Consider the following 14,643-nt stretch of genomic DNA (forward strand, 5'->3'; position numbering starts at 1 on the left):
CGCGGGCCGGGCTCAGGCCGTGAAGATGGCCGAGCGCACCGCGCCACGCTGCAATTCGAACAGCTGCCGGCCCCCGAGTTCGGCGAGGTCGAGCAGGGCGTCCAGCTCGGCGCGCGAGAATGGGGTGCCCTCGGCCGTGCCCTGGACCTCGATCAGGCCGCCGCCCTCGGTCATCACCACGTTCATGTCGGTGTCGCAGTCGGAGTCCTCGGCGTAGTCGAGGTCGAGCACCGGCACGCCCTGGTGGATGCCGACCGACACCGCGGCGACGAACTCGTGCATCGGGTTGTGGGCGAGCTTGCCCGCGGCGACCAGGCCGAGCAGCGCGTCATGCACGGCGACGCAGGCGCCGGTGATGGCGGCGGTGCGCGTGCCGCCGTCGGCCTGCAGCACGTCGCAGTCGACGACGATCTGGCGCTCGCCGAGCGCGCCGAGGTCGACCACCGCGCGCAGGCTGCGCCCGATCAGGCGCTGGATCTCCTGGGTGCGCCCGCTCTGCTTGCCCTTGGCAGCCTCGCGCGCGCTGCGCGTGTGCGTGGCGCGCGGCAGCATCCCATATTCGGCGGTCACCCAGCCCTGGCCTTTGCCGCGCAGGAAGCCGGGTACCGTCTCCTCGACACTGGCGGTGCACAGCACGCGGGTGGCGCCGAATTCGACCAGCACCGAGCCTTCGGCGTGGCAGGTGAAGCCGCGGGTGAGGCGGACGGCGCGGAGTTGGTCGGGCTGGCGCAGGCTGGGTCGCATCGTGAGGTCCTAGGAGCGGGAGTCGAATTTGTGGATGGCGGCGTTGATCTCGCGGATGGCGCGCTCGATCTCGTCCTCGTCGAGTTCGGCGACGGCCGTCGGACCCGGGCCGGAGAGGTCCAGGCGGGACTCGAAGCCGTCCAGTTCCATGGTGCGGGTGGAGATCGATTCGACGGTCGCGGCGCCGACGGCGTTCTCGTCGTGCCAGCACATCGCCACCATCGACAGGTTGTCGGCGCTGGCGCCGGCCTTGCGCTCGGCGACGTCCATCAGCCGCGGCACCGCCCGGCTGAGCACGCCGGCGGTGAGGTTCACCACCAGGCCGTCGTCGTCGATCGGGCCCCACACGCCGTCCGTGCAGAGCGCGAGCAGGTCGCCGTCGCGCAGCGGGGTGCGCGGAGAATACTCCACCTGCGGGTTGTAGTTGCCGCCGAGGCAGGAATAGATGCGGTTGCGCCCGGGGTGGAGGTGGGCCTCCTCAGGCTTGATCACGCCTTGGTCGATCATCAGCTGGGTGCGCGAATGGTCGCGCGTGCGCGTGACCAGGTGGCCGCGACGCAGCAGGTAGAGCCGCGAATCGCCGGCGTGCGCCCAGTACGCCGCGCCGCGCTGGATCACGCACGCGACCAGGGTGGTGCGCGGCGCCTCCGGCAGCTGGCGGTCGAGCGCATGGTCGAGGATGGCGTGGTGGGCGCGTTCGATCGCGCGCGCGAGGAACAGCTGGGGGTCGGGCAGCAGCGGCCGCGCCTCTGCCTGGAAGCGCTCGGCGATGCACTGCACCGCGATCTGCGCCGCCACCTCGCCGTGCAGGTGGCCGCCCATGCCGTCGGCGACCAGCATCAGCAGGGCGTCGCGCGAGTAGCAGTGGGCGATGCGGTCCTGGTTGTCGCGTCGTTTGCCGGGGCGGCTTTCCTGGTAGATGGTGAAGCGCATGGCGGGTCCTCAGCTGCGGCCGATGAAGGAGCGCAGCCGGCTGCCCAAGTCCGAGAACCAGTGTTCCGGACGCTCGGGGGCGTTTTCTTGATGGATCAGCGCCTTCTGCAGCGCATACACGCTGGGCGGGCGCTGCTGCGGGTCGAGGTGAAGGCACCAGTCGACGAGCTCGAGCAGCTGCCGGCTGTAGCGCCCGGCCTGGGTCCTCGCCAGGGGCTGGAGCGTGTCTTCCTGCGCGCGTTCGTCCGCGCGCGGCGGCGGGCTGCCGACGATGCAGGCGTGCAGGCTCGCACCCACGCTGTAGATGTCGGTCCACGGACCGAGCTGGGCGCCCTTCTCGTATTGTTCCGGCGCGGCGTATCCGGGCGTGTACATCGGCTTGAGCACCGGCTGGTCGCTCATCAGGGTCTGGCGCGCGGCGCCGAAGTCGAGCAGCACCGGGGTGCCGTCGTTGCGCAGGTAGATGTTGGACGGCTTGATGTCGAGGTGCATGAGCTTGTGCGCGTGCACCTCGCGCAGGCCATTGAGCATGCGCGCGAACACCGCGCGGATCAGCATCTCCTTGACCTCGCCGCGGTGCTTGCGGATGTAGTCGTGCAGGGTGCGGCCGCGCTCGAACTGCATGACCATGTACACCGTGCCGTTGGCGCGGAAGAAGTTGAGCACCCGCACCACGTTCGGATGCATCAGCTTGGCGAGCGAGCGGCCTTCCTCGAAGAAGCACTTCATGCCGTAGCGGAAGGCGAGGCGGTGCTCCTCGCTGACCTGCGGTTCGGTCTCGCCTTCCTTGCGCAGGGCGAGCGAGTTGGGCAGGTATTCCTTGATCGCCACGGCCATGCCATGCGCGTCGCGCGCGAGATAGACGATCGAGAAGCCGCCCAGCGACAGTTGCCGCTCGATGCGGTACTGGTCGAGCTGAAACCCCGGTGGCAGCGCGCAGTTGGCTTGAGACGGCATCTTCGAGAGCGCTAGAATCGCTGTTTTCGCGGTTTCATTCCTGATCCAGGCGCCCAGTTTATCCGATCGGGCGCGGTCCCCGGAGCGCCCCATGGTCCAGAGCATGACAGGTTTCGCGGTTCAGACGCGAGACCTGGGTAGTGTCAGCCTTCATCTCGAGCTGCGCAGCGTCAACTCGCGTTATCTCGATCTCGGCTTCCGCATCGTCGACGACCTGCGCGCCGCGGAGCCCGCGATCCGCGAGCGCATCTCCGCGCGCCTCGGCCGCGGCAAGGTCGAATGTCGCCTCAACCTGCAGGCCGGCCACGCCGCGCCGCGCAGCATGGCGCTCAACGGCGCGCTGCTCGACCAGCTCGCCGCTGCGCAGGACGGCTTGCGTGCGCGCTTCCCCGACGCCGCGCCGCTGTCGGTCAATGAGCTGCTGCGCTGGCCGGGCATGCTCGCCGACGACAGCCTCGGCTTCGACGAGATGCTGCCGGCGATCGTCGAGCTGACCAACACCGCGCTCGACGAGCTCGTCGCCACCCGCCAGCGCGAGGGCGACAAGCTCGCCGACATGATCCGCGAGCGCGTCGCACGCATGCGCGAGCTCGTCGCCCAGGCGGCCCCGCGCATGCCGGCGGTGGTGCTCGAGTACCAGGAGCGCCTGACCGCCAAGCTGCGCGACGCCGTCGCCAGCCTGGACGAGGACCGCGTCCGCCAGGAGGTCGCGCTCTACGCCCAGCGCATCGACGTGGACGAGGAGCTCACCCGCCTGTCCACCCACCTCGACGAGGTCGAGCGCATCCTCAAGAGTGCCGGCGCCGCCGGCAAGCGGCTCGACTTCCTCATGCAGGAACTCAACCGCGAGGCCAACACCCTGGCCTCCAAGTCGCCCGCCACCGACATCACCGCGATCGCGATGGAGATGAAGGTGCTGATCGAGCAGATGCGCGAGCAGGTGCAGAACCTCGAGTGAGGAATGACCGCCCCCGGGAGCGGGGAGGTGGAAGGGCCGGGTGCCGGTCTATCGAGCACGTGCCGTTCGTGGTAACAAGAGGGCCTCCACCCGGCCGCTTCAGGTTTTTTCCGGCTGGCCTGGAGACCCTTGTGCGGGCGGGCACGGCAGCGCTGCAATCGCCAGCGCCCGGTAGCCTCCGCGCATGTTTGTCCCCGGATCAGACGGAGAGAAATGATGACTACATCGACATGGAGTGCTTCCGGCGCCGCAGCATTCGCCGCTTGTGTGGCTGCTGCAGCGACACCGGCCTTCGCCGCGGCTCCCGCTGACTGGGCAGCCATCCCGGTGCAGACGGTGACGCTGTTCTATCCCGGGCAGGTCGATTACGGCTGGCTGCGCAGCGCGGAGCACAAGCGTGCCAATGCCAAGGTCAAGGCGGGCGAAGCCTGTCTGTCCTGCCACGAGGGCGAGGAGGCCGAACTCGGCGCCACCCTCGTCAAGGGCGGGCGGCACGAACCGGTCCCGATCGCCGGCAAGGTCGGTGCGATCGCGCTCCAGGTCCAGGCCGCCCATGACGACGCCAATCTGTACCTCCGCTTCCAGTGGAAGACGCAGATGGCGCGGGCCGGGCAGATGCACGACTACATGATGTACGACGGCGAGAAGTGGGCCTTCATCGGCGGGCCGCGCTCGAAGGAAGCAGTGCGCAGCGGCGCCCAGCCGCCGCTCTACGAGGATCGCCTGTCGGTGATGATCGACGACGGCAAGGTGCCGATGTTCGCCAACCAGGGCTGCTGGCTGACCTGCCACACCGGGATGCGCGACATGCCCGGAGAGCCGACCAAGGAGCAGGTCCAGGCCCATCCGCTGATCGGCCAGACGCACAAGGAAAGCGACGTGCGCAAGTATCTGCCGGCCACGCGCACGGACGAGGCGGCGAGCTGGGACGAGACCCGCACGCCGGAGGAGATCGCCCGCCTCAAGGAGGCGGGCGCCTTCGTCGAGCTGATGCAGTGGCGCGGTCATCGCAGCAATCCGGTGGGCATGGCCGACGATGGCTACGTGCTCGACTATCGCCTCGTCGACGCCGGCAAGGGCCCGTTCGGCTGGAACGTCGACCGCAAGACCATGACGCCGAAGTTCATGTTCGACCCGGCGAAAGTCGGTGTGAAGGCGCTTGCGCTCGCGGATGTCGGCAACGCGTCGAAGCCGCACGCGCTGATCCGGGAAGACAACGCCGTGGCCTACGATCCGGCCGCGGGCTGGAAGAAGGGCGACGTCCTTCCCGGGCGCCTGCTCTCACGCGCCGACGCAAGCGGTTCGGCGGCGGACAATGCCGACGTCCGCGGCGAGTGGGCGGACGGCCAGTGGACGGTGCTGTGGACGCGCAAGCTCGACACCGGGCATGCCGACGACGACAAGGCCCTGAAGCCGGGCGGCGTCGTCAACGTGGGCTTTGCCGTTCATGACGACAACGTCACAACGCGTTTCCATCATGTGTCCTTCCCGCTGACCCTGGGGGTCGGCACGAAAGCCACCATCTCCTCGGTCGCGCTCGAGTGAGCGCCTTCCGGCAACGCTTGCGGTTGCAGCACGCTGCCGCCCGCCCGGCGGCTCCCCTCGGCGGCCGTTCTGCTGCGTCGGCCGCCTCCCATCCCTCTGCCGGTGCGCTGCACCGGCCCTGAGACAACGACCATGGCCGGAACCCTTTTCATCGTCACCGCGCCCTCGGGCGCCGGCAAGACCACCCTGGTGCGCGGGCTGCTGCAGCGCGACCCGCGCGTGCAGCTGTCGATCTCCTACACCACGCGCGCGCCGCGCCCCGGCGAGCAGGACGGGCGCGAGTACAACTTCGTCGACGTGCCCACCTTCCGTGCCTTGCGCGACCGCGGCGAGTTCCTCGAATGGGCCGAGGTGCACGGCAACTACTACGCCACCTCGCGCGTGTGGCTCAAGCAGCAGGTCGAGGCCGGGCGCGATACCCTGCTCGAGATCGACTGGCAGGGCGCGCAGCAGGTGCGCAAGCACTTCCCGGACGCGGTCGGGGTCTTCATCCTGCCGCCCTCGATGGATGAACTCGAGGCCCGCCTGCGCGGTCGCAATACCGACAGCGACGAGGTCATCAGCCGCAGGTTGCTCGGCGCGCGCGGGGAAATGCGCCATGTCGCGGAATTCGACTACGTTATAATCAACGACGAAATCGATGCCGCACTCGACGACCTCGTCGCCGTGGTGCGCGCCGCGCGTTTGCGCTGCGCCAAGCAGCACCAGCGGCATCCCGAGTACTTCGCCTTTCTCGAACAGGATTGAACATGGCCCGCATCACCGTAGAAGACTGCCTCAAGAGGATCCCGAACCGCTTCCAGCTCACCCTGGCGGCGACCTATCGTGCCCGCCAGCTCACCGCTGGCGGCACGCCGCAGATCGACGTCGATCCGCTCGACCGGGACAAGCCGACCGTGATCGCGCTGCGCGAGATCGAAGCGGGCAAGGTCGGCCTCGAGATGCTCAACCGCGGCCAGGCCTGAAATCGCCCGGGGGTTGCATGAAAGCCGCCGAAGCAGGCCCAGCCCCCGAAGTCTTCCGCCCGCCGGTGTCGAGCGTGCTCGCGCTCGACTTCCAGCAGCTCAAGACCAAGCTGCAGACCTACCTCCGGCCCGAGGACGTGGGCCGCGTCGAGGCGGCCTACCACTTCTCCGCCGATGCCCACGCCGGCCAGTTCCGCGTCAGCGGCGAGCCCTATGTCAGCCACCCGGTGGCGGTGTGTTCGCTGGTCGCCGACTGGCACCTCGACCCGCAGGCGCTGATCGCCGCGCTCCTCCACGACGTGATGGAGGACACCCACATCACCAAGGCGGAGATCGCCGAGCGCTTCGGCAAGGTCGCCGCCGAGCTGGTCGATGGCCTCTCCAAGCTCGACAAGATCGAGTTCCGCTCGCAGGAAGAGGCGCAGGCGGAGAACTTCCGCAAGATGCTGCTGGCGATGGCGAGCGACCTGCGCGTCATCCTCATCAAGCTCGCCGACCGTCTGCACAACATGCGCACGCTGGACCACATGCGTCCGGCCAAGCGCCGCCGCATCGCCAACGAGACGCTCGAGATCTACGCGCCGATCGCCAACCGGCTCGGGCTCAACGACCTCTTCCGCGAGCTGCAGGAGCTGTCCTTCCGCAACAAGTACCCGCTGCGCTTCGAGGTGCTCGCCAAGGCGATCCGCTCGGCGCGCGGCAACCGCCGCGAGGTGGTCGGCAAGATCCTCGCCAGCATCGAGGAGCGCCTGCCGCAGTGGGGCATCGCCGCCGAGGTGCAGGGGCGCGAGAAGCACCTCTACGGCATCTACCGCAAGATGGTCGAGAAGCACCTGTCCTTCTCGCAGGTGCTCGACATCTACGGCTTCCGCGTCATCGTCAAGGACGTGCCGAGCTGCTACCTCGCGCTCGGTGCGTTGCACTCGATGTACAAGCCGGTGCCGGGCAAGTTCAAGGACTATCTGGCCATCCCCAAGGCCAACGGCTACCAGAGCCTGCACACCACCCTGATCGGTCCCTTCGGCATGCCGGTCGAGGTGCAGATCCGCACCCGCGAGATGCACCACATCGCCGAGACCGGCGTGGCCTCGCACTGGCTGTACAAGGAAGACGAGAAGACCCTCACCGAGCTGCAGCAGAAGACGCACTCCTGGCTGCAGTCCCTGCTCGAGCTGCAGTCGGCCTCGGGCGAGGCCACCGAGTTCCTCGAGCACGTCAAGATCGACCTCTTTCCCGGCGAGGTCTACGTGTTCTCGCCCAAGGGCAAGATCTTCTCCATGCCCAAGGGCTCGACCCCGGTCGACTTCGCCTACGCGGTGCATACCGACGTCGGCAATCGCTGCGTTGCCTGCCGCATCAACGGCGACCTGATGCCGCTGCGCAGCGAGCTGCGCAATGGCGACCAGGTCGAGATCATCACCGCGGCCCACGCCAACCCCAATCCGGCCTGGCTGTCCTACGCGCGCACCGGCAAGGCGCGCGCGCAGATCCGCCACTTCATGAAGAACGCGCAGCAGGACGAGTCGGTCACGCTCGGCGAGCGCCTGCTCAACCAGGCGCTGCGCCCGCACGGGCTCACCCTCGGGCAGATCTCCAGCTTCGCCTGGGACCGCTTCCTGCGCGACCGCGGCGTGCGCCACAAGAAGGAGGTCTTCTCCGACCTCGGGCTCGGCAAGCGCCTGCCGGTCATCGTCGCGCGCCGCCTCGCCGAGGCGCAGGACCTCGAGTCCGGTCGCCCGGACGTGGTCAAGCCCAAGCCGGCGGGGGCGATCAGCATCCGCGGCTCGGAAGGTGTGGCGGTGCAGCTCGCGCGCTGCTGCCATCCCATCCCGGGGGACCCGATCATCGGCACCCTGCGCAAGGGCCAGGGCCTCGAAGTCCACACCCACGACTGCCCCAACGTGGCCAAGCTGCGCGGCGACCGCGGGCGCTGGGTGGATGTCGAGTGGGAGCACATGGTCGACGACCGCCTGTTCGACGTCGGCATCCGCGTGCTCAGCCACAACGCCTGCGGCGTGCTGGCGCGGGTGGCGAGTGCGATCGCCGAGGAGGACAGCAACATCCAGAGCGTCAGCATGGATGGCGGACAGGGCGAATACACCGCGCTCAACTTCACCGTGCAGGTGCACGACCGCATGCACCTGGCGCGCGTGATGCGCGGCGTGCGCAGGGTGCAGGAAGTGGTGCGCATCGGACGCGTCAAGGCCGACGGCCGCGTCGGCTGAGGACCCCGCCGTCCGCCGACGCTGCTAGAATGCGCGCCGACCGCGACGCCTCTGTGGCGCCGCACGTGAACCCACGGGGGACCCGACATGGCGATGTACGAATCCGATCACACCAAGTTCATGCGCGAGTGGATGGAGAAGCACCCGGAGCAGCGCGACGAGCAGAAAGAGGGCCGTGCCCTGTGGTGGGACAAGCCGCAGAGCGTCGAGGAGCAGAAGCGCGTCGCCGCCGCCCGCGTGCCGGTCAAGCCCTACTACTACGACATCAACAACTGATCCGGCATGACGCGCCGGGGGTGACGCGGCTGTGCTCGCGCCGCCGCCCGCTCCGGCCGCGGCGCCTCGTCCCTCCGTTGCAAGCTCGCCTCCGGCATCGCGTCAGGCCGACATGAGCCTGCCGAGTCGTCTCGCCTTCATCGATGTCGAGAGCACCGGCGCGCACCCGGTGCGCGACCGCATCACCGAGATCGCCATCCTGCGCGTCGAGGACGGCGAGGTCGTCGCGCGCTGGGAGAGTCTGGTCGCGCCCGGCCAGCCCATCCCGCCGCTGATCGAGGAGGTCACCGGCATCTCCGACGCCATGGTGGCCGAGGCGCCCGCCTTCGAGGTGTTGGCCGATACGGTCGCCGCGCTGCTCGAGGGCTGCGTCTTCGTCGCCCACAGCGCGCGCTTCGACTACGGCTTCATCCGCAACGCCTTCACCCGCATCGGTCGCGAGTTCGAGGCGCCGGTGCTGTGCACCGTCAAGCTGTCGCGCGCCCTCTACCCCGAACACCACCGCCATGGACTGGATGCGCTGATCGAGCGCCACGGCCTCGTCTGCGCCGCGCGCCACCGCGCGATGGGCGACGTCGAGGTGTTGTGGCAGTTCGTGCGCGGGCTGGAGGCCGGCTTCGCGCCCGAGGTGCTGGCGCGCGCAGCCGCACGCGCGATGAAGGCGCCGACGCAGCCGCCCGGCTTGCCCGAAGGCATGCTCGAGGCCCTGCCCGACGCCCCCGGGCTCTATCTTTTCCACGCCCAGCCCGAGCCACCGCCTGCGGGCGCGCGCGACCCGGCACTCTTCGTCGGGCGCGCGCAGAGTCTGCGCGCGCGGGTGCGCGAGCATTTCGGCGCGGGTGCGCGCAAGGGGCGCGACGCCGAGCTGGCGGCGCGGGTGAAGCGGGTGGAGTGGATCGAGACCGCCGGCGAGCTCGACACCTCGCTGCGCGAGAACGCCCTGCTGCGTGCGCTGGCACCGCCGTACAACCGTCCGCAGGAGCCCGCCGAGGCCGCCTTCGCGCTGCGCCTGCTGCCCAGGCGGCGGCGCGCGCCGATCTACGAGACGGTGGCGATCGCCGGCACCGACCCGGCGGACTGGCACGACCTCCATGGCGTGTTCCGCAACCGCCGCGAGGCCGACAACCTGCTGCGCGAGCTGGCGCTGTTGTACCGACTGTGCCCGCGCCGGCTCGGCCTCGAGGGCGGCAGCGGCCCTTGCACCGCGCACGCCGCGCGGCGCTGCGCGGGCGTGTGTGCGCGGCGCGAGACCCCCGAGGAGCACGACGCCCGCCTCGCCGGCGCGCTCGCCGGGGTGGGCGTCAAGCCCTGGCCGTGGGCGGGGCCGGTGGCAGTGGAAGAGGTGCGCGCGCACGGCCAGCACCGGCTGCAGGTGTTCGACCGCTGGTGCCACCTGGGCAGCGCGCAGGACGAGGCCGGCGCGCTCGCCCTCGCCGCGGCGCCGCGCGCCTTCGACGCCGACGTCTGGCGCATCCTCGCGCGCTGGCTGGCGGTGCCGGCCCATCTCGCGCAGGTGCGCGTGCTCGCCGCGCAGGCGGGCGAAGGGGAGCGGGGCGGTTAAGCGGCGCAGGCTGCCGCGGTGGTGCCGGCCACGAACGATGCGCCGGACGCGGCCTAGTGCGCCGCGCAGTCGCGCAGCTGCGACAGCTTGCTGAGCACCATGCCGCGGCGGCCGCGCGGCTGGATCATGCCGTCGCGGGTGAGCTGCGAGAGGATGCGCGACAGCGTTTCCGGGGTCAGGTTGAGCTGCGCGGCGATGGTCTGCTTGTCGATGTCGAGGCGGATCTCGCAGCGCTCGGCATCTTCCGGCGCGAGCCGGGTCAGGTAGTGGGCGACGCGCTGCGTGCCGCTGAGCTGGAACTGAACCTGCATGGTCGACATCAGATCGTAGCTGGCTTCCGCGAGCCGGTTGCTCATCGACACCGAAAAGGCGGTCGAGCTCACCATCGCGGTGCGCAGCGCGGCGGTCGGCACCAGCAGCAGCTCGCTCGTTCCGATCGCCTGGGCGTTGGCCACGTGTGGGCGGTTGATCAGCGCGGCCTCCTCGCCGAAGAAGCTGCCGGGCTCGGCGAGGCGGACGATCTTCTCGCCGCCCGAGGGCGAGAGGACGAAGCATTTGACCCTTCCGTCGAGCACCAGGTAGATACCGCGCGGACAGTCCTCCTGCTGCACGAGGAGTTCGCCGCGGACGGCGTGGATCGGCCGCGCGGCGGCGAGCACGCGCTCGCGGGCGCAAGGGTCGAGCATGTCGAAGGGAGCGAAGCGGGCGAGCAGGTCGCTGGCGTCGGGGGCGAGGGAGGGGGGCCTGCAGCTCATGCGGATCTCCTGCGGACGTCGGCGTGGTTTTCCAGTCGGTAGACTAGCCGCTGGTTTCCACCCTGCATGGCGTCGCGACCTGCAGCGGGGCGCGCGCGTGTTTTTGGCATACCTCCGAAGAGGTATCCGCGGATTTTGGCAAGTCACTGAAAAGTAGACGCAAAGGTCGAGGGTTGCAGGCGTTGCAGCCGAGGATCGAAGTGGAAGGGGTATGTCCACGTTGTTGTCCCGGATCGCGTCCGGATGGAGATTTCACATGTATCTGGCGGTCCCCCGCCTGCTCGTGAGGCGCTCGATCATGCTGCTGGTGTCGGTCGCCCTCGTGGCGATGACGCTGATCGGGCTGGCGGGCATGAGCGCATCCTTCGTCGTGGTGGATCGCAGCCGGGACAGCGTGCAGGCGATCGCCGTGGCCAGCACCCTGCGCGGCCATACCCAGCGGATCGCCAACCTGATCGCGATCGATGCGCTCAAGGGCCGCATCGGTGTGTCCGAGCGCACGCGCGCGGCGATGGCCGACATCGAGCGCGAGCTGCAGCAGGCCGCGCTGCGCCGCTTCGTGGACGAGGCCCCGGGAGAGCTCTTCGCGGCGACCTACCGCGGCGTGCAGGCGGGTTGGGAGCGCTCGGTGCGGCCGCGGATCGAGGCGCTCGCCGGGCCTGTGCCGCCGGATGCGCGCGAGGTCGAGACGCTGCTCGCCGGGGTCGACGACTTCGTCGGTCAGGTCGATAGCCTGGTCGCGGTGCTCGGCCAGGAGAACGAGCGCCGTATCGACGAGCTGCGCCGCATCCTCGCGCTCGCCGCGGCGGTGACGCTGGGGGTGGTGCTGGTGGTGATCGTCTTGCTGCAGCGGGCGCTGCTGCGCCCGCTCGGTGGCCTGCTCGACGCCGCACGCCGCATCGCCGGCGGTGATTTCGGCGTGCGCGTGCGCTACACCGGGGAGGACGAACTCGGCCAGGTCGGCAGCGCCTTCAACCTGATGGCCGACGAGCTCGCCCGCCACTATCACCTGCTCGAGCTGCGCGTCACCGAGAAGACCGCCGAGCTGCAGCGCAGCAACCGTTCGCTCGAGCTGCTCTACCACGCCATCGCCCGGCTCTACCAGGCGCCGAGCGCGCCCGACGCCTACGAGGCGACCCTGCGCGACATCGACCGCGTCGCCGGGCTGGAGGGCTCCTTCGTCTGCATCGAGCCGCGCCCCGGCGCCCCCGCGGCGGTGATCGCCTCGTCCATGGGGCCCTGTCCGGATCGCGCCGAGCGCGGCGAGGACGCCTGCGCGGCCTGCCGGGCCGGCTCGGAGGGGCAGGCGCTGGCGCTGCTGTCGCCGACCCTGCTGCGCTTTCCGCTGCGCGACCGCGAGCACCATCACGGCATGCTGCGCCTGTCGCTGTCCGACGGCGCGCGCCTGGAGGACTGGCAGCGCCAGCTCGTCGAGGCGCTGTCGCGCCACATCGGCATGGCGCTCGGCGCGGCACGGCGCACCGAGCAGGAGCGCCTGCTCGCACTGCAGGAGGAGCGCTCGGTGATCGCGCGCGAGCTGCACGATTCGCTCGCGCAGGCGCTGTCCTACATGAAGATCCAGGTCAGCCTGTTGCAGCGCGCACTCGCCGATCCGGCGCGCACGGCGGAGGCGGAGCCGATCCTGGCCGACCTGCGCGAGGGCATCAGCGCCGCCTACCGTCAGCTGCGCGAGCTGCTGGTGTCCTTCCGCCTCGGCCTGTCGGCCGACCTCGCCACCCTGATGGAAGATGCGGCGCGCGAATACGGCACGCGCGGCGGTCTGGAGGTCGAGCTCGCCGTGGAGCTCGGCGCCTGCCAGCTCAGCCCGAACCAGGAGGTGCACGTGCTGCAGATCGTGCGCGAGGCCTTGTCGAACATGGTGCGCCACGCTTCGGCACGCCATGCCTGGGTGGCGCTGCGTGGCGGTGCGGATGGCGAGGTGCTGCTGGAGGTGCGCGACGACGGCTGCGGCATCGGCGCGCCGCCGGCGGATGCCCGCAACCACCACGGGCTGGCGATCATGCGCGAGCGCGCGCGCAGCATGGGCGGGGAAATCGACATCGGGCCGGCGCTGCCGAGCGGTACCCGGGTGTGCGTGCGCTTCCGATCCGCCAACGCGAGCATGGCGGCGATGGCGCAGGGTGATGCGAAGAAGGAAACGGAGACATGAACGAGAGCTGTCGCGTGCTGATCGTGGACGACCACCCGCTGTTCCGACGCGGACTGGTGCAGCTGCTGCGCACGATTCCCGCCTTCGTCCTCGTCGGCGAGGCCGCCAGTGGCGCAGAAGGGCTCGTGCTCGCGCGCGAGCTGCGCCCCGACCTGGTCCTGCTCGACCTCAACATGCGCGACGGCGACGGGCTCGACATGCTGCGCGGCCTGCGCGCGGCGCGCAGCGAGGCGCGCGTGGTGATGGTCACCGTGTCGGACTCCGGCGAGGATGTGGTGGCCGCCTTGCGCGGCGGCGCCGAGGGCTACCTGCTCAAGGACATGGAGCCCGAGGCCATGCTCGAGGCGCTGCAGGCCGTGGCCGCCGGGCGGGTGGTGATCCCCCCGCAGCTCAACCACCTCCTTGCCGCCGCGTTGCGCGGCGAGTCGCGGCCACAGTCGGCGGGCGCCGCCGGGCTCACCGAGCAGGAGCTGCGCATCCTCGAGAAGATCGCCGCCGGGCTCCCCAACAAGCAGATCGGGCGCGAGCTCGACATCGCGGAGGGTACGGTGAAGGTCCACGTCAAGCACATCCTGCGCAAGCTCGAGCTGCGCTCGCGCGTCGAGGCCGCGGTGTGGGCGGTGGAGCATCTGCGGGCCTGAGCGGCGGGGAAGGGGGCGCGCGGCAAGCCCGGCTGTATTGAGATGAGTTCGCAGGTTGACTCAGGTCAATAATTGACTGCTGCTACTGGGCTGTAATGGCGGCTGCGCAATTTGCTGGATCGTCCTTGGCTTCCTCCGCATCTCCGCGCGCGGCGAGTTCCCGCCGGAACTTCCTCTTCGGACGCACGCGCGCAGTCGAGCCCGCACTCCGCCCGCCCTGGGCGCTGGAGGAGGACGACTTCGTCGCGCGTTGCACGCGCTGCGAGCGTTGTATCGAGGCCTGTCCCACCACCATCCTGGTGCGCATGGACGGCGGCTTCCCCGGGGTCGATTTCAGCCGCGGCGAATGCAGCTTCTGCGGCGATTGCGTCGCCGCCTGCGAACCTCGCGCGCTTTGGCGCGAGGACGCGTCCGCTGCGCCCTGGGATCGTGTCGCCGTGATCGGCGCAGCCTGCCTGGCGGCGCGCGGCGTCGAATGCCGCGTGTGCGGCGAGGCCTGCCCCGAGGGCGCCATCCGCTTCCGTCCCCGCCTCGGGGGCGTCGCCCATCCCGAACTCGACGCCGCCGCGTGCACCGCCTGCGGCGCCTGCATCGGCCCGTGCCCGACGCGTGCGATCGACACGCGCGTGCGCAATCCCCTCCCTACGGAGAGCGCAACATGAATATTGCAAGTCTGGTCGTGCGGGCCTTTCCCGCGGATTTCCCCGAGATCGTCGAGGGCCTGAAGAAGGTGCCCGGGGTCGAGTTGCACGGGCAGTCCGCCGAGAAGGGCAACATCGTCATCACCATCGAGGACGGCGCGGGCTGGTCGGTGACCGACTCGATCCTGGCGGTGAACCTGCTGCCTAAGGTGCAGGGGCTGACGATCGCCTACGAATACACCGATGAAGGTCTGGAATTGACGGAGGTCTGA

General features: G+C 69.9%; 15 protein-coding genes. 11 read left to right on the forward strand and 4 right to left on the reverse strand.

What is annotated here, in order from left to right; genetic code table 11:
• Positions 1-12: 12 nt before the first annotated feature.
• The 3 genes from rph to PO78_RS14145 are packed head-to-tail and all read right to left on the reverse strand — an operon-like array spanning position 13 to position 2,634.
• Entirely contained in the window at positions 13-744 is a 732-nt protein-coding gene (gene rph / locus PO78_RS14135; protein WP_043744672.1) for a ribonuclease PH, read from the reverse strand.
• Positions 745-753: 9 nt separating this feature from the next.
• Positions 754-1,677 carry a PP2C family protein-serine/threonine phosphatase gene (locus PO78_RS14140; protein ID WP_004301108.1) on the reverse strand — a complete coding sequence of 308 codons (924 nt, stop codon included), beginning with the start codon at positions 1,675-1,677 and terminating at the stop codon, positions 754-756.
• A 9-nt stretch (positions 1,678-1,686) separates the two neighbouring features.
• Complete coding sequence (locus tag PO78_RS14145; RefSeq protein WP_004301109.1) at positions 1,687-2,634, reverse strand: serine/threonine protein kinase; 948 nt, start codon at positions 2,632-2,634, stop codon at positions 1,687-1,689.
• A 91-nt stretch (positions 2,635-2,725) separates the two neighbouring features.
• Between PO78_RS14145 and PO78_RS14150 the strand changes: the two genes are divergently transcribed.
• The 7 genes from PO78_RS14150 (at position 2,726) to PO78_RS14180 (ending at position 10,164) form a co-directional block, all read left to right on the forward strand.
• Entirely contained in the window at positions 2,726-3,592 is an 867-nt protein-coding gene (locus tag PO78_RS14150; protein WP_012586290.1) for a YicC/YloC family endoribonuclease, read from the forward strand.
• 216 nt (positions 3,593-3,808) lie between these two features.
• Entirely contained in the window at positions 3,809-5,137 is a 1,329-nt protein-coding gene (locus tag PO78_RS14155) for an ethylbenzene dehydrogenase-related protein (RefSeq protein WP_043745533.1), read from the forward strand.
• Positions 5,138-5,269: 132 nt separating this feature from the next.
• Positions 5,270-5,884, forward strand: a complete 615-nt coding sequence (gmk, locus tag PO78_RS14160) for a guanylate kinase (RefSeq protein WP_004301129.1) — start codon at positions 5,270-5,272, stop codon at positions 5,882-5,884.
• A gap of 2 nt (positions 5,885-5,886) precedes the next feature.
• On the forward strand, positions 5,887-6,102 hold the full coding sequence (rpoZ, locus tag PO78_RS14165) for a DNA-directed RNA polymerase subunit omega (RefSeq protein ID WP_004301130.1): 216 nt from the start codon (positions 5,887-5,889) through the stop codon (positions 6,100-6,102).
• 17 nt (positions 6,103-6,119) lie between these two features.
• The gene (locus PO78_RS14170) at positions 6,120-8,327 is read left to right on the forward strand and encodes a RelA/SpoT family protein (RefSeq protein ID WP_043744677.1); all 2,208 of its coding nucleotides are present in this window, start codon (positions 6,120-6,122) and stop codon (positions 8,325-8,327) included.
• Between the two features lie 87 nt (positions 8,328-8,414).
• Entirely contained in the window at positions 8,415-8,603 is a 189-nt protein-coding gene (locus tag PO78_RS14175; RefSeq protein ID WP_004301132.1) for a DUF3460 family protein, read from the forward strand.
• A gap of 112 nt (positions 8,604-8,715) precedes the next feature.
• Positions 8,716-10,164: an exonuclease domain-containing protein gene (locus PO78_RS14180; RefSeq protein ID WP_043744679.1), complete on the forward strand. Its 1,449-nt coding sequence runs from the start codon at positions 8,716-8,718 to the stop codon at positions 10,162-10,164.
• Between the two features lie 53 nt (positions 10,165-10,217).
• Here PO78_RS14180 and PO78_RS14185 read toward each other — a convergent pair whose 3' ends face one another.
• Positions 10,218-10,919: a Crp/Fnr family transcriptional regulator gene (locus PO78_RS14185; protein WP_012586286.1), complete on the reverse strand. Its 702-nt coding sequence runs from the start codon at positions 10,917-10,919 to the stop codon at positions 10,218-10,220.
• Positions 10,920-11,175: 256 nt separating this feature from the next.
• Here PO78_RS14185 and PO78_RS14190 point away from each other — a divergent pair, with 256 nt between their 5' ends.
• The 4 genes from PO78_RS14190 (at position 11,176) to PO78_RS14205 (ending at position 14,643) form a co-directional block, all read left to right on the forward strand.
• Entirely contained in the window at positions 11,176-13,089 is a 1,914-nt protein-coding gene (locus PO78_RS14190) for a histidine kinase (protein WP_004314186.1), read from the forward strand.
• The gene (gene narL, locus PO78_RS14195; protein WP_004314188.1) at positions 13,086-13,730 is read left to right on the forward strand and encodes a two-component system response regulator NarL; all 645 of its coding nucleotides are present in this window, start codon (positions 13,086-13,088) and stop codon (positions 13,728-13,730) included. Before PO78_RS14190 ends, narL begins: the two co-directional genes overlap by 4 nt.
• Before the next feature lie 125 nt (positions 13,731-13,855).
• Positions 13,856-14,392 (forward strand): ferredoxin-type protein NapF, encoded by a 537-nt coding sequence (gene napF, locus PO78_RS14200; protein ID WP_041589718.1) that lies wholly within the window; start codon positions 13,856-13,858, stop codon positions 14,390-14,392.
• Positions 14,389-14,643: a chaperone NapD gene (locus PO78_RS14205; protein WP_004314191.1), complete on the forward strand. Its 255-nt coding sequence runs from the start codon at positions 14,389-14,391 to the stop codon at positions 14,641-14,643. Before napF ends, PO78_RS14205 begins: the two co-directional genes overlap by 4 nt.

The organism is Thauera sp. SWB20, assembly GCF_000831325.1.
Taxonomy (GTDB): Bacteria; Pseudomonadota; Gammaproteobacteria; order Burkholderiales; family Rhodocyclaceae; genus Thauera; species Thauera aminoaromatica.